This is a genomic window from Finegoldia sp. P3-F-LR, from assembly GCF_052932165.1.
Genome location: NZ_JBRFJE010000001.1, coordinates 35,901 through 56,709, shown reverse-complemented (window position 1 = coordinate 56,709; position 20,809 = coordinate 35,901). Strand labels below are relative to the sequence as shown.

Sequence of the window (20,809 nt, the reverse complement as noted above, 5' to 3'; positions counted from 1 at the left end):
ATTGACAATCAACGGTATTTGTACTACACTAAAAGAGTAAATTTATCCAAAAGATTTATTTAATGAATATTGAAAATTGAATAAAGGGGGTGTATTTATGAGCACCGCGACATCTTTAATAATTGCTATAATTGCTGCAATTTTAGGTATTGTAATAGGTTTCTTTTTGAGAAAAAGCATGGCCGAGAAAAAAATCAGAAGTGCTGAAGATTATGCTGTTAAAATAATTGAAGATGCAAACAAAGATGCTGAAGCTAAGAAAAAAGAACTATTAGTAGAAGCAAAAGATGAAATCTTTAAGATGAAAAGTGATTTAGATCGTGAAAACAAATCTCGATTGAAAGAAATCAGTCGTCAAGAAGATAGACTTAATTCTAAAGAAGAAAATTTAGAACGAAAAAATGCATCATTAGAGAAGAAACATAAAAAGCTAGATACAGAATTAAAGAAAGCTGACGATATGCAACAAAAAATTCAATCCATAATAGATGAAAAGGAATTAGAATTGGAAAAAGTTGCAGGATTAACAAGCGATGAAGCCAAGGACATTGTTCTTGATAGAGTTAAATCTGAAACAATACGTGAGCAAGCTGCTATTATTAAAGAAATCGAATCCAAAACTAAGGAAGAATCTGAAAAATTTGCAAGAGAAATCATTAGTACATCAATTCAAAGATATGCTGCAGATCAAGTAGCGGAATCTACTGTGTCTGTTGTTAATTTACCTAATGATGATATGAAAGGTAGAATCATTGGTCGTGAAGGTAGAAACATAAGAGCATTTGAAACTTTAACAGGTGTAGATTTAATAATTGATGATACTCCAGAAGCTGTTGTATTATCAGCTTTTGATCCTGTAAGACGTGAAATTGCAAGAATCGCTTTGGAAAAACTTATAGTTGATGGAAGAATTCATCCTACTAGAATTGAAGAAATGGTTGAAAAAGCCAAGAAAGAAGTAGATAATACTATAAGAGAAAAAGGCGAAGAAGCTTGTGATGAAACTAATGTACATGGTTTACATCCAGAATTGATTAAAATTCTAGGTAAACTACATTACAGAACAAGTTATGGACAAAATGTTCTTAAACATTCTATTGAGGTATCTAATATCGCTGGAATGCTTGCAAGTGAACTAGGAGTAAACGTGAAATTAGCTAAAAGAGGTGGATTACTTCACGATTTAGGAAAAGCAATTGACCACGAAATCGAAGGACCACACGTTGAACTAGGCGTTAACGCTGCCAAAAGATTCAAAGAACCAAAAGATGTTATCAATTGTATTGAGGCTCATCATGGCGATGTTGAACCAACATGTATTGAATCTATATTAGTTCAATCTGCTGATGCAATATCAGCAGCAAGACCTGGAGCTAGACGTGAATCTATGGAAAACTATATCCAAAGATTAGAAAATCTAGAACAAATAGCTAATTCATTTGATGGTATTGAAAGTTCTTATGCTATACAAGCTGGTAGAGAAATCAGAATTATGGTTAAACCAGAAGTTATTGATGAAAGCGCTATGGTTATATTAGCAAAAGATGTAGCTCATAAAATTGAAAGTGAATTAGAATATCCTGGACAAATTAAAGTAAATGTCATAAGAGAAAATAGGGTATCTGATTACGCAAAATAAGAATTAACTTAGAAGGTCAACAAATGTTGACCTTCTTCTAATATGAAAAACTTTAAAAGGATTTAAAAATGATTGATATGCACGTACATTCTACAGAAAGTGATGGAAGATTAAGTATTGAAGAAATTCAAAAAACTGCAAATAAAAATCATATAGATGAAATTGCAATTACTGATCATGATATTTTAATGTCTGCTGATCCAGAACTTTGTAATACTAACATCATTAAAGCTGTAGAATTTGGTATAACTTACAAAAACAAAGAAGTACATATTCTTGGATACTATGTAGATAGTTCCAATGAAAACTTACGAAAAATTTCTGAATTAGCTATAAATGATAGAGCCAATAGAATTGATATTTTTGAGAAAAATTTTGCTAAATTTGGAATCAAAATTGACAAAGAAAAAGTCCTAAATTATAGTAAGGATAAAGTTTTTTCTAGAAGTAATTTAGCTCAATATTTAGTAGATATTAATATATGCAAAAATAAAAACGAAGCGTTTAACGAATATTTATCTCCAAAAGGTAAATGTTATGTCGCAAAAAGCTTCACATCACTACAAAACATTATTGATTCTATAAAATCAGCTAATGGAGTATGTGTTTTAGCACATCCTATAACATTGAATGATGATAATATTGTAGATGAAATAATAGAAATGGGTATTGATGGAATTGAAGTAATTAATTCAAAACATTCATTTACTGATATCAAAAAATATTTAAATATAGCGATAAAAAACAAACTAATATATACAGCAGGAAGCGACTGTCATGGAAAGCAGTTTGATGGTAACTATTTAATGGGAAATTTTGCATTAAATTATACAACACTTAAATCTATAAAAAAACTACACGAATTAAGGAGCAATTATGTTATCAAATAAAATTAACAGTATAAATCCATCTTTAACACTTGAGTTGAGTGCTAAAATTAATAAATTAAAAAAAGAAGGAATAAAAGTCTATAACTTTACAGTTGGAGAACCAGACTTCAAGACTCCAAGATATATAATTGATAAAACTTTAGAGTACTTGGATAACGGAATTGTTAGATATACTGATACTAGCGGAATACCTGATTTACGAGAAGAAATAAGTTTAAAACTTAACAAATGTAATCATATAAAATGCGATAAAGATTCTATAGTTGTATCCACTGGTGCTAAACAAGCAATAGTTAATAGCTTATTTGCATTAACAAATCCTAATGATGAAGTTCTTATACCATCTCCATATTGGTTAAGTTATCCTGAAATGTGTAAATTAACAGATTGTAAGCCTGTCATTTTACCATATAATGAAAACTTCAAAGTCGATGTCGATATATTAAACCAATATAAAAACTCAAACACTAAGTGTCTTATATTAAATAATCCTTCTAATCCTACAGGAGTTATTTATTCAAAAGAAGAATTACTTAGTATTGGTAACTGGGCAGTCGAAAATAATATTTATATTATATCTGATGAAATTTACGAAAGATTATCATATGATAAAGAATTTATAAGTATAGGCTCATTATCTGATGAAATTAATGAGATAACAATAACAATTAATGGTTTTTCAAAGGCTTATGCAATGACTGGATTTAGGTTGGGTTATTCTTGTAGCTCTAAGGAGGTCTCTAAGCTCATAAAAAGACTTCAAGGACATATTACATCCAATGCTAATACATTGAGCCAAATAGCCGGTTTAACAGCGTTAAAAGACGAATCTGATGAAGTAGAACAAATGATTGGTGAATTTAAGTCCAGAAGAGACTATATAGTATCCAAACTAGATGAATTTGACATAGAATATATTTATCCAGCAGGAGCATTCTATATATTCATTAAAATAGATCAATTTTATAATAGTACAATTAATAATTCTTTAGAATTATGTAATGAATTGCTTTCCAAATATAACGTTGCATTCGTACCAGGTATTGTTTTTGGAGACGACAAATATATTAGAATGAGCTATGCAACAAGTATTGAAGACATTAAACAAGGATTAGAAAACTTAAAAAATTTTATAGTAGATCAAAAAATATAGCAAATTTTAATTGCTATATTTTTTGACAATAGAGGAGGTTTTTGATAAAATTACAATGTCACAAAATAATAATTTTGTGACATTGTATATGAAAAATTTGGAGGTACTATGAACTATGAATAGCTATCCTATGATACTTATGGACTTTTTAGACTACTTAGAAACTATTAAAGGACGTTCGTCAAATACAGTTAAAGAATATGCTTACGATATCAATTTAATGATTAAATACATTCTAGCGCGTAAGCAAAATATAAAATTAAAATCATTTGATGATATTGTTAAGATTGATTCTTCTGATGTAGATTTGAATTTTTTCAAAAATATCGATGTTATTGATTTGCACTCTTTCATGGGATTTTTAGACCATAACAGATCCAATGGTTCATCTACACGTAGCCGTAAAACTTCTAGTATAAGAACTTTTTATAAGTATCTTATCAATATAAGAAAATTAGATATAATAAACCCTGCAGAACTTTTAGATTCGCCGAAAAAAAATATTAGACAACCAGTATATCTCACGCTTGATGAATCATTAAATTTACTTAAAGTTATATTACGTGAAAAAGATGAAGAAATAAAAGCTCGTGATTATTGTATTACAGTATTATTCTTAAACTGTGGAATGAGACTATCTGAGCTTAGCAGCATAAATATTGATCATATAAAAACAAATACATTGAGAGTTATCGGTAAAGGAAACAAAGAAAGAACTGTTTATCTAAATGATATGTGTTTAGATGCTTTAGACAATTATCTTAAAATAAGACCAGAAATAGATAATGACGCTCTTTTTATTAGTAAAAAAAGAAATCGAATGAGTAATCGTGCTATACAGTACAGAATTGAACATTATTTAAAAGCTGGTGGATTTGACACAAGTATATACAGTGTTCATAAATTACGTCACACAGCAGCGACATTAATGTATCAATATGGTAATGTCGATATAAAAGTACTGCAAGAGATTTTAGGACATGAATCAGTGTCAACCACACAAATATACACCCATGTAGATAATAACAGTTTAAGAAGTGCAGTAAATAAGAACCCACTTAATACCTTAAACAACGATTTAAAAAACAATAACTAAGAAAAACAAAAAGATCAAGACATGTGCTTGATCTTCATTACTGTTATTAGATAGTATTAGGAGTATAACAGTATCTTATTTATTTATTAAAGGTATGTTCAAATGTTCGCCTACTTTAATTGAGCTACCTTCTATAAATCGATTATATTGTTTTATTATTGATATGAATTGTCTTGTACTCATATTATCTGGTTTGAATTTTGTAGAAATTTTCCATAATGAATCTGATGGTTCTACGATATAATACTCAGTGTTATATTCTTGATTTTCATAATTACCGTAACTAAGATTAGATGTTAATACTAGAGTTATCAAACACAATGCTACAAAACAAATCGATATAAATCTAAAAAATTTGAACTTATTTGTAATTTTATATTTTTTCATATTTCCTCCCGTTCAGAAACTATTTTCTGTACATATGTTCTATGGTTTTATTCTACAACATATGTTCTTATATGTCAACAAAAATTTTTATGTTCTATAAAAAAAGAAAACAAATGTTTCATTTCTTGAAGAAATATGATATAATCAAGAAAAGAATAGAAAAGGAGTATATTAATGTACGATGATTTAACCTCTAAGCAAATAGAAATATTAAAATTTATAAAAAGATATATAGATTACAAAGGATATCCCCCTGCTATTCGTGAAATTGGTGATAGTTTGAATATCAACTCTACATCAACTGTTCATAATAATATTTTGAAATTAGAAATGAAGGGTTATTTAAGAAGAGATCCTTTAAAAAATAGAGCCTTAGAAATTATAGATAGCGTTTATGAAGAACAAGAAAACGAAATAAAAAAAGAGACTATAGATGTTCCTATTGTTGGAAAAGTTCAAGCTGGAATGCCAATTTTGGCCATAGAAAATGTCGAAGATACATTTCCTCTTCCTATAGAATATACATCACAAGGTGTAGTTTTTATTTTGAAAGTCCAAGGAGAATCTATGATTGAAGACGGAATATTAAACGGCGATAAAATAATTGTTCGCAAACAAAATACTGCAAACAATGGTGATATTGTCGTTGCGTTAATGGACGAATCAGCAACAGTTAAAAGATTTTACAGACATTCAGATCATATTGAATTAAGACCTTCAAATTCAACTATGTATCCTATTATTGTAAAAGATGTAGAAATTTTAGGAAAAGTTATTGGTTTATACAGAACAATTTATTAAATAAAACTATGCCCTCTAATTAACACAATAATTAGAGGGCTTTTGTCATTTTAAATTAAATTTTTATTTTTTAAATTCTTAACAACTTTCATACAAGCAAGTAATGCTTGATTATAACTCAGTGATCCTTGAAAATAAGCGACATAAGGTTCTCTTAATGGACCATCAGCTGAAATCTCTATGCTAGAACCATCTATAAAGCTTCCTGATGCCATTATAACTTTATCATCATATCCTGGCATATCCCAAGGATAAGGAACTACGTGTGAATCTACGACAGATGACTCTTGAATTGATCTACAAAATTCTACAACTCTTTCTTCGTTTTTTAGAATAATCGCACAAATTATATCACTTCTTTTATCTTCTACATCAGGAATTGTTTTAAATCCTAATTTTTTAAATACGTGAGAAAATAATAATGCCGATTTCATAGCTTCTATCGTAATTTTAGGAGCTAAAAATAATCCTTGTAATGTATTTCTAGTAGTACCAAAAGTTATTCCTACTTCCTTCCCTATTCCTGGTGCAGTTAAAGTATTTGCTACCCTATCAATAATAGACTTTTTACCAGCAATGTATCCACCAGAAAGAGCTATTCCTCCACCTGGATTTTTTATCAAAGATCCAGCAATAACATCACATCCAACTTCAATAGGCTCTTTGTATTCAGTAAACTCTCCGTAACAGTTATCAACCATGATGATAACTTCTGGAAATTTTTCTTTGATAAATTTAGCTGCTTTTTCAATTTGTCCAATATTAATAGCATTTCTTAAGCTATATCCTGTTGACCTTTGAATAGCAATCATTTTTACCGAAGAGTCTATTTTAGATTCTACAGCTTCCAAATCTATATTATTATCTACCAAATCAACATAGTCAAAGTCAATTCCAAATTCTTTCAAATTACATGGAGAATTGCCTTCAATGCCTATCACTTCTTGTAATGTATCGTAAGGCAAACCCGTAATATATAATAACTTATCTCCAGGCAATAATACGCCTTTCATTAACAAGCTCAATGCGTGAGTTCCAGAAGCAATTGAAGGTCTAACAAGGCAGTCTTCTGCCTTAAAAATATCCCTAAAAATCGCTTCACATTTATCTCTTCCAACATCTCCATATCCATATCCAGTTGTTGATGCAAAATCAGTAGCTTGTAACTTATTGTCTTGGAAAGCTTTCAAAACCTTAAGTTGATTAACAAACTCCAAATTTTCCAATTCTTTAAATCTATCTGATAGTTGATTATTACTTTCTATGACTGTATCATAGCTAAAATCATCTACATCATACCATTCTTTTATTTTATCTTTTATCATATAACCATTCTTTCACATTTCCCAAACAAATTTGTTCAATATCTTCAAATTTATTAAAATCTTCCAAATTCATCCAATGAATTCTTTCATCTTGTCTGAACCAGGTTAACTGTCTCTTGGCATATTTTCTGCTATTTTTTTTCATTAAACTAACCATATCTTTAAAAGAGATCTCATTATTCAAATACATGAAAGCTTCTCTGTAACCTATAGCTTGAATTGATTGAGAACTTTCATCTGTCAGCTCATAAATATATTTACATTCAGACATAAAGCCTTCATCGATCATCTCATCTACTCTTTGATTTATCCTTTCATAAAGGATCTCTCTATCATCATTTAATCCAATTATATAAAAATCATAATCATCGTTATAATGATCGAATTTGTCGTTTATTTCACTAAATCTATGACCAGTAAGCTTGTATACTTCAATTGCTCTAATAACACGTCTCACATTGTTCTTGTGAATTTTACTTGCCGACTCAGGGTCTATATCCTCCAACATTTTATGGAGTTTTTGATTGCCTTGTGATTCTGCAAAATTTTCCAATTCATGTCTTAATTTTTCATCAGATTTAACAGTGTTAAATTCTAATTTATGTGTTATAGAATTGATATATAATCCTGTACCTCCAACGATAATTGGGATTATATTTTTAGCTGAAATTTCTTCAATTTTATCTATGCAAAGACTTTGAAATTGTTCTACATTAAAATTTTCATTCGGTTCAACTATATCTATCAAATGATGTTTTATTTCTTTCTGATATTTTGGTTCAACTTTTGCAGTACCAATATCCATATACTTATAGATTTGCATAGAATCTGCAGAAATAATCTCGCTGTTTAAACTTTTTGCTAAAAAAATACTTAAGCTGGTCTTCCCTACTCCAGTAGGTCCGACGATTACAATACATTTTTTTCTCATTTTATCCTCATAAACATTTTTTCTAAATCTTTTTCATTCATTTCAATAAAAGTTGGTCTTCCATGAGGACAAGTTAATGGATATTCACACTTAAATAAATCTTCTAAAAGTTTAATTATTTCAAAGTTACTTAATGTATCACCAGCTTTTACACTCATTTTACAAGATCTCTTTATTACTTTAGACTCTATTACGTCAAAAGGATCATTTGAATTCTTAGCAATTGTATCCAAAATATCAGTAAATAAAAACTCAGCATTTGAATTTCCAAATAAATAAGGAACAGCACGAATAACAACGGAATCATCTGAAAAAACATCACTTTCATATCCCAATTCTTCAAATATACTCTTGTTATTCACATATATTTCCATTAATTCATCAGTTAAAGATATATTAACTGGAAAAGCTATATTTTGTGATATTACTTCGTTTTCTTGCATTTGTTTTGTTAATTTTTCATAATTAATTCTCTCATGACAAGCATGTTGATCGAATAAATAAATTTTACTATCAAACTCATCCTTAGCTAAAATATACGTTTTGAATAAAACTGTTAGTATATCAAATTTTTCATATTTTTTTAAAGAAGATTCCACTTCAATTTGTTCACTATCGTTATTAAATAAATTATCTTGATTTACTATCTTGTTACCACCAAAAAAATCTTCGGTAGTTTTTGGTTTTCTGATAATATCTTCTGCTTCATCTTTATATTTTATATTTCTCAAATTGCTTAATTTTGAATTATCATTAAAAAGGTTATAAGAATAAGTTGGCTCTGATACCTTATCGTATTTATAGTTAGTTAAGTTAGAATCAGATTCAAAATAATTTCTTCTTAAATCTTTGTATTTATCATCATCAGAAATCGCCTGGCTAATATTTGCAATTCTTGCATTATTTTCTAATAAAAATCTAACTTTTTTGTTAAGTTCTTCCAATATTTCATCTAAAATAGAAATTTTTACTTTTTGTTTATTGGGATGAACATTAACATCTACAAGCTTGGGATTTATTTCAAAAAACAGCCAAAATAATGGAAATCTCCCATTTGGTATTACAGATTTATAATTAGATTCTACTGTATTTCTAATGTCTTCTGATTTAACAAATCTACCATTTAGAAATATATATTGCATTTGTCTATTAGCTCTATACAAATTATTGTTTGAAATGTAGCCATGGATTTTGTAATCTCGTGAATTTATATCAATATCTATTAGATTATTGGACATTGAAGTGCCAAATAAGTTAATAATATTTTCCCTAATTGAAGAATTCTTTTTAGTTTCAAATAAAGTTTTATTATCTTTAATGTATTTAATAGAAACACTTGTGTTGCAAATAGCAAATTTGTACATTGTAGTTGTTATTAGATTTGCTTCTGTCTGGTCTGTCTTCATAAACTTTTTTCTTACAGGTACATTGTAAAACAGATCTTTGATTACTATTTTAGTTCCGACATTCATTGCAACATCAGATTCACTTATAACCTTTGAATTTCTAAACTCAACTTTCTTCCCAATTTTTTCTGATTTTGTTCTCGTACTGACAGAAAGTTTACTCACAGCAAGAATACTAGCTAGAGCTTCTCCTCTAAAACCTAATGTCCTTATATCATACAAATCATCAAACTTTTCAAGCTTACTAGTTGAGTGTCTTTTAAATGCTAATTCTATTTCGTTTTTTTCAATTCCAGAACCATTATCGCTAACAGATATAAAATCTTTTCCACCATTTTTAATTTCTACGACAATGGTATCACTTCCAGCATCTATAGAGTTTTCAACCAACTCTTTGATAACTGAAACAGGTCTTTCAATAACTTCACCTGCTGCGATTTTTTGAATTGTATCTTCTGACAATAACTTAATCATCTTTATCACCTAATTTCGAAGCTTTAGTAACAAGCTCATTCAACAGTTGTAGGGACTGAAGAGGAGTAATCTCATTTATGTTAATATTTTGAATTTCATCCTTGAAGTTTTCCAATTCATGGATATTTTTTTCATCATTTTCATCGTTTTGAACTGCAAAATCTGCAATTGGTAAATCAATCTTAGTGTCTTCCTTATCAATTTCTTTTAAAATTGATTTTGCTCGTTTTATAAGAGACTTTGGCATTCCAGCTAATTCAGCTACTTCAATACCATAGCTTTTATCAGTTGAACCTCTAGTAATTTTTCTTAAAAATATAATAGAGTCATTAGTTTCTTTTATATCGACTTTCATATTTATAAGATTATCCAACTTCTTTTCTAATTCTGTAAGTTCATGATAGTGAGTTGCAAACAAAGTTTTTGCTTTTATATTCTTTGAAATATACTCAACGATAGCCCAAGCAAGACTTAGTCCATCAAATGTTGATGTGCCACGGCCAATTTCATCTAAAACTAATAAACTATTTGATGTTGCATATTTAATAATGTTGCTCATTTCTTTCATTTCCACCATGAAAGTAGATTCACCTTTAAATAAGTTATCACTTGAACCAATTCTTGTAAAAATCTTGTCCACAATTGAAATATTAGCCTTAGTAGCAGGTACGAATGAACCAATTTGATTCAATATACAAATCAAGGCAACTTGTCTTAGGTACGTAGATTTACCACTCATATTAGGTCCAGTAATTAACTGTATATCATTTTTGCCTGATCCTATTAAAATATCATTTGTTATGAACTCAGATTGGCCCACACTCAACTCCACTATAGGATGTCTGGATTCTAGTACATCAATTAATCCATAAGTATTGATATCAGGCTTAATATAATTATTCAAGTAAGCACATTTAGCAAGTGAATTTGATACATCAATGATTGCAATCAAATCAGCTGATTTTTTTATTCTAGATAAATTTTTAAGAATTATTTTTCTAATATCCTCAAATATTTTATATTCAAGTTCAAAAATCTCATCCTCAGAATCTAAAATTTTTGATTCTATAGCTTCTAATTGTTTGGTTTTAAATCTTGATGAATTAGTCAGCGTTTGTCTTTTCTCATAATCATCTCCAACTTTATTTAAGTTAGATTTGGTTACATCAATAAAGTAACCAAGTTTTTTATTGAAAACAATTTTTAAGTTTTTTATTCCCAATCTATCTTTTTCAGACATTTCGTATTCTACTAATTCATTTTTTCCATTGACTCTGTTGTATCTCAATTGATCCAATTCATTAGAAAAATTAGATTTTATTAAATTTCCTTCTGTCAAAGTTACTGGAGGATCATCAACTATTGATTTATCAATCAAATCGTATATGTCTCCTAAATCATCTAATTTTTCTCCTATTAATTGTATGTTTTTCTTGTTGCAATTTAAGAGATTTTTCAAATATGGAATCTTTTCAATAGAAACTTTTAAAGCAATTAAATCCTTAGCATTGGCACTTTTATATGATAATTTAGCTATCAGCCTATCCAAATCATATATACCATCAAGACTATCTTCTAAATTAACTAATAACTCATAATCTTCAAAAATTTCTTCAACCCTACTTTGTCTAGTTAGAATTTCTTCTTTATCCATCAATGGTCTTTCTAGATAACTATGCAATAGTCTAGATCCCATAGATGTTTTTGTATGATTCAATACTCCGAACAAACTACCATTTTTAGAATTTGTATATAAGTTTTTTTGAATTTCTAGATTAATAACGCTATTAGAATCAATCTCCATAAATTCATTAATATAATATTTACTGGAGCTATTGATATGAACTAAATCCTCTTGATATCTGAACACATATTTTAATAAATTCGCAACACAAATATTAGTTGTTTCACTGTTGCTATTATCGTATTTTATCTTGCTATTAATGAAATCTAAAGCATTAGTGCTATTATTAACAGTTGTTAATACAATAGAAAACTTAGTTGCTATCGTTTCTAATGATTTGGCTGAAAACTCATGATCATTAAATATAACTTCCTTCGGAGTAATTTTTGAAATCTCATTTTCAATTATTTTATAAATATCATCAGATGTAGTATTAGTATATGAAACATCACCCGTTGAGATGTCTATATACGAAATAGCTACTTCATTTGATTTTTTTGAAATACTCATCAAATAATTAAAATTTCCAGTATCAGAATTTTCATTTTCTATAACTGTGGCAGGGGTATAGATTTTAATAATTCCTCTTTTCACTAAACCTTTTACTAATTTTGGATCTTCTAGTTGCTCACATATAGCAACTTTATATCCTTTTGATACCAATTTATTAATATAAACATCACTAACATGGTAAGGAATACCACACATTGGACATTTTTGATTTTCTCCACAGTCTCTTTGTGTCAAAACAATTTCAAGTTCTTTGGAAGCTAGTAAAGCATCTTCAAAGAACATTTCATAAAAATCTCCTAATCTAAAAAATAATATACAATCTTTGTTTTGTTCTTTTATTTCTTTGTATTGTTTGATCATAGGAGTATAACTCATATTATTCCACCATTTCCCCTGTTAATGCAAAAGAATTAAAATCTACAATTTTCGTATTTACTAATTTCCCTATATAAGATTTATCACATTTAACATTTACTAATTTAAATGTCCTAGTTCTTCCTGTCATTACTTCAGGATTATTCTTACTTTCCCCTTCAATTAATACTTCTTGTATGGTTCCAAGGTATGATTTGTTTTTCTCGTAAAAAATAGGATAAGCAACATCCAAAAGTCTTTCTAATCTATCTTGCTTTACATCTTCATCAACTTGATCTTCGAATAAATCAGCTTTTGTTCCCGGTCTTCTGTTGTATTTAAATGTAAAAGCTTGTTCGTATCCAACTTTTCTAACCACATCTAAAGTGTCTTGAAAATCCTCTTCGGTTTCTCCTGGAAATCCTACTATAATATCAGTTGAAAAAGTAATTTCTTTTACGCTTTTCTTTAATTTTTCTACCTTTTCTAAGTAAGATTCCTTAGTATATCTCCTATGCATTCTTTCTAGAACCGAATTTGATCCTGCTTGAAATGGTAGATGAATGTTTTCGCAAACTTTATCTAATTTACCCATAGCATCGATTAGTTCATCCGAAATATCTTTAGGATGACTTGTCAAAAATCTTAATCTTTCAAGTCCTTCAACGTCGTTAACCTTAGTTAATAATTCCGTAAACGTAACAGGTTTTTCAAGAGTTTTTCCGTAAGAATTTACATTTTGTCCAAGTAAAGTTATATCTTTGTAGCCTTGATCTACCATTCTTTTCACTTCAGATAAAATACTTTCAACAGATCTACTTTGTTCTCTTCCTCTTGCATAAGGAACTATGCAATAAGTGCAAAAATTATTGCATCCTGTCATTATATTTACATATCCAACATATTCATTGTCCCTTTTGATAGCAATATCTTCGTCAATATCATCTTTTCTTTCAATATCTACAACTAATTTTCCACTGCTTAGGTGTCTATCTATAAGATATGGTAATGAATTTATGTTATTTACTCCGAATACTATATCCACTTGTGGATATTTTTCTCTAATTATATCTCTCGCTGGGCCAGTTTGCATCATACATCCACAAACTGCAATAAGCATATCTGGATTTTCTCTTTTTAAGTTTTTCAATGCTCCCAATTGCCCATAGACTTTCATTTCTGCATTTTCTCTTACCAAACAAGTATTAAAAATAATAAAGTCTGCATCTAATTTTTCATCAGATTGTTCAAATCCCATGTTTTCTAGTAATGTTTTGATTTTTTCGGAATCATGTTCGTTCATTTGACAACCATGTGTAATTATCGAATAAGTCGGAGCATGTCCGTGTCTATTTATAAATAAATTAACATAAGAATTTGAAGCTAATTTATTATTATTTTCTTCCATTTAAATCTCCTTTATAAAATATAAGCCATCGATATTCGATAGCTTATAAATAATTTTTATATTTTAATTAATGTAATTGTTATATTATCATCAGACTTATTAATTACATTTTCTAATAATGTATTGCATTTTTCTTTTACGTTCAAGTTTGATTTCAAAATATATTCAATACTACTATTATCAATGAATTTGTAAAAACCATCTGTAGCCATAAGTATTTGATCATCAGCGTTTAATTCCTTAATAATATAATCAGGTTTATCCATACTCAAAAAGCCAAGTCCTCTTGTTATAGCATTTTTAAGATTTTCATTATTTTTTACAACATGGTCTTTTGATATTTGATAAAAACCATATTCATTTTGCAAATAAGCTCTGCTATCTCCAACATTGAATAAATACATTGTATTTTCTTTAATAATAGTAGCTAAGAATGTTGTTCCTATATTATTTAGGCAATTATTTGATTTTGAGAAATCCAAAATTTTATAACCTGCATGATGAATTGATCCATAAATCAAATCTTTCATACTAAGTTTTTCATCGTAATGATTTTTAAAACAAATCAAAAACTCTTCAACAGCAATTTCAGAAGCTTTTTCACCATATTTGCATCCTCCCATACCATCTGCTATTAAAAAAATTTGCGAATCTTTGAAAGTTTCATTTTTATAGTAGTCTTCATTTTTTTCTCTGATATCACCCTTATATGAAATCGAAAAATACTCCATATTATTCCCCACTGTTATTATCGTTTTTTCTAGTATTTTCATTATCTGATTCTTGATTATTATCTGAATTTGAATTTGAATCATTATTATCTACACTAGAATTTTCAGTTTCATCTTCATTAGGTCTTTCATTTTCTTCAGGTGGAGTGTATTCATCTTCAACTGTTTCTGTTTTTCTTGCTTTACCAGAACTTACAGTTATAGTAATGAAATCACCATTTTTAATATTTCTACCAGCTTCAATGCTTTGGTCAATTACTACACCTTCATCATATACTGAACTTTTTTTGTATCTAACTTTCTTAACATTTACACCTAGATTAGATAGCTCTTTTTTAGCTTTTTTCAAATTTAAACCAATTAAGTTAATCATTGTGTCTTCTTTTTCTAATCCAAGTTCTACCTTAATTTTTTTATTAAATAAAAGCTTATCGCCAACTTTTGAACTCTGACCAATAACCACATATTTATTAAAATCTGACTTGTCCACGCTTACTGATTTGTCCACAACTAATTCAATGTCATTTGCTGTAGCCTGGTCAACAGCAAGCCTTAAGTTTTTCCCAACATAATCAGGTGCTTTTGGCCTCAAATTATAATAAAAAATAATTACTGCAGCAGCAAAAAAAGCTAATAATACAGATGTAAAATACACTAAAAAAGACTTAAGATAATTATGTGATTTCTTTTTATTTTTTATCTCTTCTTCCTCAAATAAATTTTCATCTATTTTATAGGACATATTTTTCTCATGCTCATTTTTTAAATCTAATTTAATTGTATTATCTATAGAATCATTATTTGAACATGTCATTTTATAATTATTAATTTCATTTAAATCTTTCATAATACTTTGTGTATCATCATAAGAATTATTTCTTAGCTTTTGATAAAAGCTATTCAAATTACTATTTTCAATATCTATATTAGAATTTTCTAGAATTTCTAATAATACGCTTATATTATGATTTAACTGAGATGTACTATCTCCAAAATTTTCACCATCAAAGTTTTTAAAAATATCAATCTTAAGATTATTATTTTCATCTACTAACATATTATAAATTCGTAAATTTCCAAAAAATATTTCATTATTTTCAGAATAAATTAAAGATAGTAAAATCTTTTTTAAAATATCTAATATAAATGATTCTGAAACATTCTTTCTTTTGAACAAATTATCCAATGATATTCCATCAAAAAACTCATAAGTTAAAAAACACTTATTATCAGAACTAATCATTAGGTCATACATTTCAAGAATATTAGGATGATGTAAGTTTGATAAAGATTTTAAATTATTTGCTAATGAATCAAAATATTTTTTGTCGTTATACTCCTTGAAACTAAGGTATCTATTTAATTTTTTATCATAAGCTTTAAATGTCGTAGAAAATTTGTCTTCATTTATTTTTCTTTGAATTTCGTATCTACTATTTTCCACATTTACCTCCAGTATTCTCTTAATATTTTATCATAATTCAATAGCTAAAACAAAAAAAGCTCTCAAAAAATGAGAACTTAAATTTTACTGTTATTTATCAATATATGAAATTATTTCATTAGAGGTTTCGTCAATTGTTTTATCCGTAACATTAATTATTTTACAGCCTATCTTGTTCATAATTTCTTTTGCATAATCAAGCTCTTTTTCTATCCTTGAATCATCTGAGTAGCCTAATTGCAAACCAATTTTAGCCATTCGATTTTCTCTGATATTATTAAGTTTATCAGAGTCAATAATCAAACCAATAATTTTTTTCTTATCAACTTTGAATAATTCAGATGGGACTTCTACTTCTGGTAAAATTGGAATATTACATACTTTATAATTTTTGAATGCTAAATTTAAACTCAATGGAGTTTTTGAAGTTCTTGAAACTCCTATTAATATAATATCAGCTTTTAAAATACCAAACTTATCCTTACAATCATCGTATTTTACTGCAAATTCTAAAGCTTCCATCTTTTCAAGATATTCTTGGTCAACTTTTCTATTTAATCCAATATCGAATTTAGGTTGTTGCTTAAAAAACTTACTTGAAACTAAGATAGGATATGATAAAACATCTACTAAATAAATCGATTCATTCATTTCTGTTTTCTCAATCAAATAATTCAGCAAATCACGATCTACGATTGTTGAAAATATTAGAATTTCTCCATTAATTTCGTTTAATATTTCATCAATCTGTTCTCTTCTAATAATTTTTGAGAATTTTTTTACTCTAACATTTTTAATATCAAAATGAACTTTAACAGCATCTAAAACTTGATTCGCTGTTTCACCCGTGGAATCAGAAATAACTACCATGGTTTTATTCATAACATTCTCCTTAATTTATTTTCTTAAATACACCTTTGAAAATTAATTTATAGTAAAGTAAGTCTTCATCAGAACAGTTTGCTAATTTTTCTAATAAATTGCACAAATTATTGTTATCTAATTGCATCGGAGTATACTTGCACTCACTAGAGTTTACCTCCAACATCTTTAGAATTTGAATCATTAATTTGCCATTGTTTTTTGTGTTTATGTCATGAAGATTAGTCAATAAACGATTTAACTTAAAAATATTTAAATTGTTATAATTTATCACATCAACTTCATCAAAATCATACCCTAATTTTACACAGTCATCTCTGTAAACATCAAGAATAATTTCTTTTATACTTTTTTCAAAATACTCATAATCTACTATTCCCTTGTCTTGGAGAAATACATATAAGATTTTAGTAATAAAATCACTTAAATTAAAATCTAATTCTGATCTAAGTATTATTGAAATCACAGATGTGATAGTTTTTCTTAACTTATAATTATATTTAAAATTATCATCACTACTAGATATTATGTAAGACATAACATATTCCATTTTATCAGAAATTGCAACAATTCTAGCAGCAGTTGAATTTGGAATGTTTTCAGATATAAATCTCGGTTTAATGTGTTCATATACTCCGTCATAAACAATTTTATCTTCGCCATCAGACTTAGCATATAGTTTTCCAATTAAGCCGTGTAAATAAGAACATTTTTGTACAATTTCAGTTGCTTTATCCGCTTTACATAGAAATGCTATTCTTTTGACAGAATCAATAGTTTCGTTACTAACTGATAGCATTTTACATAATTCAATTGATATCTTTATTAGTCTTTGAGTTTTGTCATAAAAGTTACCATAATTATTGATATAATTGACTGTTTTCAAATCCTCAACAAAGTCTTCAAGTTTTCTATCTGATTTTTGGTTTATCAAATTATTTATTTCTTCTAATTTGTCATTAATTTCTTTAATCAAAATATGAGAATCTTCAGAACTCTTGTTTTTAGCGTAAACAAAAAAGTTTGAACTATTACCGTTATCGAATTCCATTGGTAATACCGTAAAATTCTCCATCAAAACTGTATAAAGTATTGATTTATCGATACACAAATATTTTTCGTCAAATGATCCTTCAACGCTTACAGGATAATCAAATTTATTTGCGTATTCGTTGAGTATGCTTTTGTTATTAATAATTGAACAACCATTTGCTCTAGCAAGTTTATTAGCGCTTTTTTCAAATGATTGTAATCTTTCTTCTTTTTTTAATATTATTTGATTTTTTCGTAACTCTGAAGAAAAATTGTTAAAAGTAGAAGAATTAACTAAGCTGTCATCTTTATCCTCTTTTAAGCCTTTGAATTCTATTGTTTTATTTTCTTTTTCATTAAAAATTTTAATGTACAAGATAGACTCTCTAAATGATAAACTTTCAGAATCATATTTGTATTTGAAATTTATCGAATCAATAGCTTTATTTATTACATTTTCGTAATTTTCTAGTGTAAATCCTGGATTTTCTATATTAGTAATGTAAATAAAAAAATGATCTTTTATTGTATCCAAATCTATATTTGAATATACTAATTGCAGTTTTTTTAATTCTTTTCTTATTTTTTCGTCAAGCGATCTATTTATAAATCCTATAAAATTCTCAGGAATATTATTAGTCACTATATCTATTAATAAGTTATACATTATTTCTCCTTATAAATATTCAAGGTAGCCTAATGACCCCAAATATTCAATTCCAAAATTGTTCATCGTGTATTTTAACAAAATTTTTAAAATTTCGTTTTCATTTATAGATTCATACTTTTTATTAACTATGTCATCATACCTATTTTTCATTAAGTATATCATATATTTTGCGTGTAAATTATCTATTTGGTAGTAATCTCCGTCAGAATCTACAAATCCACCATCTAAATAAAACCTGTTGTGACTATTTTGATAAAACATACTAGGTTGATATCCAAGATATGATACAAGTTTCAAAATAAACGCATTTATTAAAGCGTATTGATCTTCAGAATATTTGGATAAGAATATTACTGTTTTCAATATCAAAGCGTATACTTTTTCATTGCAAACTTCATTGTAAAAAATTGACTTTATTAAATCAACTATAACCAAACTAAATAATTCTGATTTATAGTTTGTTCTTATATTAAAATTAGAGTTAATTAAATCATAATCCACTAAATAATAGAATTGATTTCCTTTTTTTAAGGTAAAATCATTCACTGACAGAACATTAAATTCTATAATTGATTTCATGGAATTAATATTATTGATGAAAATTCCAATAATACCTTCTTCTTTACTGAAAACATTCAAAATTATAGAATTTTCTCCATAAATTATATGCTCCAACACAATAGCTTGTGTCTTGATGTAATCTTGTTGCATTAGTTATAACCCAAATACCTTAATCTAGAATCTTTATTTCTCCATTCTTCATCTATTTTAACCCATAGTTTTAGATTTACTTTTGCGTCTAATAATTGTTCAATATCAATTCTGGCATCAGTTCCAATTTTTTTAATCATTGATCCTTTTTTACCAATTACCATGCCCTTATGACTTTTTTTCTCAACAATAATAGTAGCATCTATATCAATTAGATTCTTATCTTGTCTTTCTTTGAATTTTTCGATAGTTATAGCTATTCCATGTGGTAATTCATCGGATAAATTTATTAGTGCTTTTTCCCTAATTAGTTCTTGTACAATTTGTCTAATAGGTTGATCTGTTACGCTATCTTTATCATAATACATTGGCCCTTCAGGCAAATTATTTTTTAAAGAAGTTAAATATCCTTCTAAATTATCTCCTGTCAATGCACTTATTGGAATTATTTCTTCAAATATTCCTACTTTACTGTACATTTCTACTAATTCATTTACTTTATCACTTGATATTTTATCTATTTTATTGATTAATAAAATTATTTTTGTATTAACTAATTTTAATTTTTCAATAATTTCAGAGTCTAGTTTTCCTATTTCTTCAGTAGTATCTACTATATATGTTATAACATCAACTTCGTTCAAAGTTGACATTGATACTTTAAGCATATAATCTCCAAGTTTATTTTTTGGTGTTTGTATTCCTGGAGTATCTAAAAATATTGCTTGCATATTTTCGTCAGTATATATCAATTGTATTTTATTTCTAGTAGTTTGAGGTTTGTCAGAAATAATTGTTAGTTTTTCTCCTAAAATTCTATTTAAAAGAGTTGATTTCCCTACATTACTTCTCCCTATAACTGAAACAAATCCAGATTTAAACATTTACATCATCTCCACTAAAACCATGAGGTAACAAATCTTTAATATTATAAATTTTATACTCTTTTTCATTTTTAGCTATTATTATTTTCGTATCTTCGTTAGAAAATTCTTTAATTACTTGTCTACAAACACCACAAGGATACGTAAAATCAGAATCTCCAATTATTAAAATAGTATCTATTAATTTAAATCCTTCAGAAACCATCTTCGAAATTGCTGTTCTTTCAGCACAAATAGTAGGACTGAATGAAGCATTTTCAATATTACAACCTCCATAATAGTTTCCTTCTATATCTTTGACACAACATCCCACTTTATAATGAGAATATGGCGTGTATGCGTTTTGTTTATATTGCAATGCAATTTTATACATTTTATTAATTTCCATAATACT

General features: G+C 27.5%; 18 protein-coding genes. 5 read left to right on the top strand and 13 right to left on the bottom strand.

Annotated features, from left to right (window positions below):
* Nucleotides 1-97: 97 nt before the first annotated feature.
* From rny to ACU68U_RS00260, 4 genes are all read left to right on the top strand, one after another.
* On the top strand, nucleotides 98-1,639 hold the full coding sequence (gene rny, locus ACU68U_RS00275; RefSeq protein WP_094205670.1) for a ribonuclease Y: 1,542 nt from the start codon (nucleotides 98-100) through the stop codon (nucleotides 1,637-1,639).
* A gap of 68 nt (nucleotides 1,640-1,707) precedes the next feature.
* Nucleotides 1,708-2,529 (top strand): PHP domain-containing protein, encoded by an 822-nt coding sequence (locus tag ACU68U_RS00270; RefSeq protein ID WP_094205669.1) that lies wholly within the window; start codon nucleotides 1,708-1,710, stop codon nucleotides 2,527-2,529.
* The gene (locus tag ACU68U_RS00265) at nucleotides 2,516-3,682 is read left to right on the top strand and encodes a pyridoxal phosphate-dependent aminotransferase (protein ID WP_148131170.1); all 1,167 of its coding nucleotides are present in this window, start codon (nucleotides 2,516-2,518) and stop codon (nucleotides 3,680-3,682) included. Before ACU68U_RS00270 ends, ACU68U_RS00265 begins: the two co-directional genes overlap by 14 nt.
* A gap of 115 nt (nucleotides 3,683-3,797) precedes the next feature.
* Entirely contained in the window at nucleotides 3,798-4,778 is a 981-nt protein-coding gene (locus tag ACU68U_RS00260; RefSeq protein ID WP_154254202.1) for a tyrosine recombinase XerC, read from the top strand.
* Nucleotides 4,779-4,853: 75 nt separating this feature from the next.
* Here ACU68U_RS00260 and ACU68U_RS00255 read toward each other — a convergent pair whose 3' ends face one another.
* Nucleotides 4,854-5,165 carry a LysM peptidoglycan-binding domain-containing protein gene (locus ACU68U_RS00255; protein ID WP_154254201.1) on the bottom strand — a complete coding sequence of 104 codons (312 nt, stop codon included), beginning with the start codon at nucleotides 5,163-5,165 and terminating at the stop codon, nucleotides 4,854-4,856.
* Between the two features lie 174 nt (nucleotides 5,166-5,339).
* Between ACU68U_RS00255 and lexA the strand changes: the two genes are divergently transcribed.
* The gene (lexA, locus tag ACU68U_RS00250; RefSeq protein ID WP_002836400.1) at nucleotides 5,340-5,966 is read left to right on the top strand and encodes a transcriptional repressor LexA; all 627 of its coding nucleotides are present in this window, start codon (nucleotides 5,340-5,342) and stop codon (nucleotides 5,964-5,966) included.
* 50 nt (nucleotides 5,967-6,016) lie between these two features.
* Here lexA and ACU68U_RS00245 read toward each other — a convergent pair whose 3' ends face one another.
* The 12 genes from ACU68U_RS00245 to cdd form a co-directional block, all read right to left on the bottom strand.
* Nucleotides 6,017-7,291: a methionine gamma-lyase family protein gene (locus ACU68U_RS00245; protein ID WP_316445235.1), complete on the bottom strand. Its 1,275-nt coding sequence runs from the start codon at nucleotides 7,289-7,291 to the stop codon at nucleotides 6,017-6,019.
* A complete protein-coding gene (gene miaA / locus ACU68U_RS00240; protein WP_304065055.1) occupies nucleotides 7,278-8,222 on the bottom strand; it encodes a tRNA (adenosine(37)-N6)-dimethylallyltransferase MiaA in 945 nt (314 codons plus the stop codon). The genes ACU68U_RS00245 and miaA overlap by 14 nt, the downstream gene beginning before the upstream one ends.
* Nucleotides 8,219-10,102 (bottom strand): DNA mismatch repair endonuclease MutL, encoded by a 1,884-nt coding sequence (gene mutL, locus ACU68U_RS00235; protein ID WP_316445237.1) that lies wholly within the window; start codon nucleotides 10,100-10,102, stop codon nucleotides 8,219-8,221. The genes miaA and mutL overlap by 4 nt, the downstream gene beginning before the upstream one ends.
* Nucleotides 10,095-12,674: a DNA mismatch repair protein MutS gene (gene mutS / locus ACU68U_RS00230; RefSeq protein WP_446762502.1), complete on the bottom strand. Its 2,580-nt coding sequence runs from the start codon at nucleotides 12,672-12,674 to the stop codon at nucleotides 10,095-10,097. The genes mutL and mutS overlap by 8 nt, the downstream gene beginning before the upstream one ends.
* Before the next feature lies 1 nt (nucleotide 12,675).
* Complete coding sequence (gene miaB, locus ACU68U_RS00225; RefSeq protein WP_446762501.1) at nucleotides 12,676-14,061, bottom strand: tRNA (N6-isopentenyl adenosine(37)-C2)-methylthiotransferase MiaB; 1,386 nt, start codon at nucleotides 14,059-14,061, stop codon at nucleotides 12,676-12,678.
* A 56-nt stretch (nucleotides 14,062-14,117) separates the two neighbouring features.
* Entirely contained in the window at nucleotides 14,118-14,792 is a 675-nt protein-coding gene (locus ACU68U_RS00220; RefSeq protein WP_349170619.1) for a protein phosphatase 2C domain-containing protein, read from the bottom strand.
* Nucleotide 14,793: 1 nt separating this feature from the next.
* Nucleotides 14,794-16,236 carry a PASTA domain-containing protein gene (locus tag ACU68U_RS00215; protein WP_446762500.1) on the bottom strand — a complete coding sequence of 481 codons (1,443 nt, stop codon included), beginning with the start codon at nucleotides 16,234-16,236 and terminating at the stop codon, nucleotides 14,794-14,796.
* 90 nt (nucleotides 16,237-16,326) lie between these two features.
* Entirely contained in the window at nucleotides 16,327-17,118 is a 792-nt protein-coding gene (locus ACU68U_RS00210) for a pyruvate, water dikinase regulatory protein (protein ID WP_446762499.1), read from the bottom strand.
* Between the two features lie 10 nt (nucleotides 17,119-17,128).
* A complete protein-coding gene (locus ACU68U_RS00205; RefSeq protein WP_446762498.1) occupies nucleotides 17,129-18,817 on the bottom strand; it encodes a glycine--tRNA ligase subunit beta in 1,689 nt (562 codons plus the stop codon).
* 9 nt (nucleotides 18,818-18,826) lie between these two features.
* Entirely contained in the window at nucleotides 18,827-19,531 is a 705-nt protein-coding gene (gene recO, locus ACU68U_RS00200) for a DNA repair protein RecO (protein ID WP_094208580.1), read from the bottom strand.
* The gene (gene era, locus ACU68U_RS00195; protein ID WP_094208579.1) at nucleotides 19,531-20,415 is read right to left on the bottom strand and encodes a GTPase Era; all 885 of its coding nucleotides are present in this window, start codon (nucleotides 20,413-20,415) and stop codon (nucleotides 19,531-19,533) included. The genes recO and era overlap by 1 nt, the downstream gene beginning before the upstream one ends.
* A complete protein-coding gene (cdd, locus tag ACU68U_RS00190; protein WP_094208578.1) occupies nucleotides 20,408-20,803 on the bottom strand; it encodes a cytidine deaminase in 396 nt (131 codons plus the stop codon). The genes era and cdd overlap by 8 nt, the downstream gene beginning before the upstream one ends.
* Nucleotides 20,804-20,809: the final 6 nt, after the last annotated feature.

Bases quoted from the DNA above. Each gene is read 5' to 3' on its own strand.
- rny (WP_094205670.1), top strand. From the start codon at position 98: ATGAGCACCGCGACATCTTTAATAATTGCTATAATTGCTGCAATTTTA.
- ACU68U_RS00270 (WP_094205669.1), top strand. From the start codon at position 1,708: ATGATTGATATGCACGTACATTCTACAGAAAGTGATGGAAGATTAAGT.
- ACU68U_RS00265 (WP_148131170.1), top strand. From the start codon at position 2,516: ATGTTATCAAATAAAATTAACAGTATAAATCCATCTTTAACACTTGAG.
- ACU68U_RS00260 (WP_154254202.1), top strand. From the start codon at position 3,798: ATGAATAGCTATCCTATGATACTTATGGACTTTTTAGACTACTTAGAA.
- ACU68U_RS00255 (WP_154254201.1), bottom strand. From the start codon at position 5,165: ATGAAAAAATATAAAATTACAAATAAGTTCAAATTTTTTAGATTTATA.
- lexA (WP_002836400.1), top strand. From the start codon at position 5,340: ATGTACGATGATTTAACCTCTAAGCAAATAGAAATATTAAAATTTATA.
- ACU68U_RS00245 (WP_316445235.1), bottom strand. From the start codon at position 7,291: ATGATAAAAGATAAAATAAAAGAATGGTATGATGTAGATGATTTTAGC.
- miaA (WP_304065055.1), bottom strand. From the start codon at position 8,222: ATGAGAAAAAAATGTATTGTAATCGTCGGACCTACTGGAGTAGGGAAG.
- mutL (WP_316445237.1), bottom strand. From the start codon at position 10,102: ATGATTAAGTTATTGTCAGAAGATACAATTCAAAAAATCGCAGCAGGT.
- mutS (WP_446762502.1), bottom strand. From the start codon at position 12,674: ATGAGTTATACTCCTATGATCAAACAATACAAAGAAATAAAAGAACAA.
- miaB (WP_446762501.1), bottom strand. From the start codon at position 14,061: ATGGAAGAAAATAATAATAAATTAGCTTCAAATTCTTATGTTAATTTA.
- ACU68U_RS00220 (WP_349170619.1), bottom strand. From the start codon at position 14,792: ATGGAGTATTTTTCGATTTCATATAAGGGTGATATCAGAGAAAAAAAT.
- ACU68U_RS00210 (WP_446762499.1), bottom strand. From the start codon at position 17,118: ATGAATAAAACCATGGTAGTTATTTCTGATTCCACGGGTGAAACAGCG.
- ACU68U_RS00205 (WP_446762498.1), bottom strand. From the start codon at position 18,817: ATGTATAACTTATTAATAGATATAGTGACTAATAATATTCCTGAGAAT.
- recO (WP_094208580.1), bottom strand. From the start codon at position 19,531: ATGCAACAAGATTACATCAAGACACAAGCTATTGTGTTGGAGCATATA.
- era (WP_094208579.1), bottom strand. From the start codon at position 20,415: ATGTTTAAATCTGGATTTGTTTCAGTTATAGGGAGAAGTAATGTAGGG.
- cdd (WP_094208578.1), bottom strand. From the start codon at position 20,803: ATGGAAATTAATAAAATGTATAAAATTGCATTGCAATATAAACAAAAC.